Raw genomic sequence first — 1,288 nt, 5'->3', positions numbered from 1 at the left:
GTACATATGAAAATTTAAAGGTTATTTCAAGAGATGGTTCAATAGTATATAAAAATGCTATATCTTTAGCACACCCAAAAGCTATACAAGTAAGTGATAGATTTCATCTATTAAAAAATTTGACAGAGTATTGTAAAACATATCTAAAAACAAAATTTAATGTAAATGTAGTAATTGATGAAATAAAAGAATGCTCTGGTAAAAAAGCTGAAGAAAATCAAATTCAATATTTAACATTAGAAGCCAAATGGAAAGAGGTAAGCAAATTAATAGAAAGTGGAATTTCTAAGTCATTAGCATGCAAACAATTTAATTTAAATATTAAAACTTACAATAAATTGATAAAATTAAGCACAGAAGATCTCAATGACTATTTTTTAAATACATTAGAAAAAAGACAACAAATAAAAAGGGAACAAAAAAATCTAATAATTAATAAAGCTAGAGAATTGAATAAAGAAAAATATTCATTAATTAAAATAAGCGAAATCCTGGGTGTAGATAGAAGAACTGTTAAAAAATATATCGATCCATTATATACCCCAAAATATACTCGTCAAGGAAGATTAAGTATACTAGATCAATATAAAATAGAAATAAAAGATATGTTAAGCAAGGGAATTAGCATGGCTGCGATATATAGAGTTATATCAGGAAAAGGATATAAAGGATCTAATTCAAATCTAAGACATTATTGTTCCAAGTTAAAAAAGGAGTTTAATAGTAATCCTAAAAGTTTTAGAAATAAAATAATTACAATAAAAAGAAGTATTTTATTAAGAGGTTTATATAAACCTCTAAAAAGTATATCTGAATTAGATAAAAAGACAATAGAAATTATAAATAAAAAATATCCATTTTATATAAAAATTATAGAGCTTATCAGTAAGTTTAAGTTATTGCTAAAAGAGAAAAACGTAGAAAATCTTACAAATTGGATTGTAGAAGCAAAATCACTAAATAATTCATACATAAATTCTTTTATAAATGGTATAAAAAGAGATATTGAAGCTGTTAAAAATTCAATTAAATATGAATATAACAATGGATTAGCAGAAGGAAGTATAAATAAATTAAAAGTAATTAAACGTATAATGTATGGAAGAAATAGTTTTGAAATGTTAAAAAACAAGGTTTTATATATTGAGTCAAATTAATTGCTCAACTAACGATGGAAAGAACCTTTAGAGCGTAAGTTTTCGATCTTATAAGAGTGCAGTTTTTTACTCATTCTCTTGATAAAAATGATCTTTTAATCTATAGGATTTTCCACTAATAGAAATAACAT

1 protein-coding gene is annotated in these 1,288 nt (G+C 23.4%); it reads left to right on the top strand.

Annotated features, from left to right (window positions below):
- A partial coding sequence (locus WJW32_RS10335) for a transposase (RefSeq protein WP_340257995.1) occupies positions 1-1,157 on the top strand: 1,157 nt, incomplete at its 5' end.
- Between the last annotated feature and the right edge of the window lie 131 nt (positions 1,158-1,288).

The organism is Tepidibacter sp. Z1-5 (assembly GCF_037844525.1).
Lineage (GTDB): Bacteria > Bacillota > Clostridia > Peptostreptococcales > Peptostreptococcaceae > Tepidibacter_A.
Note: the sequence above shows the minus strand (reverse complement) of the source record. Positions and strands in the feature narration are given on the sequence as shown.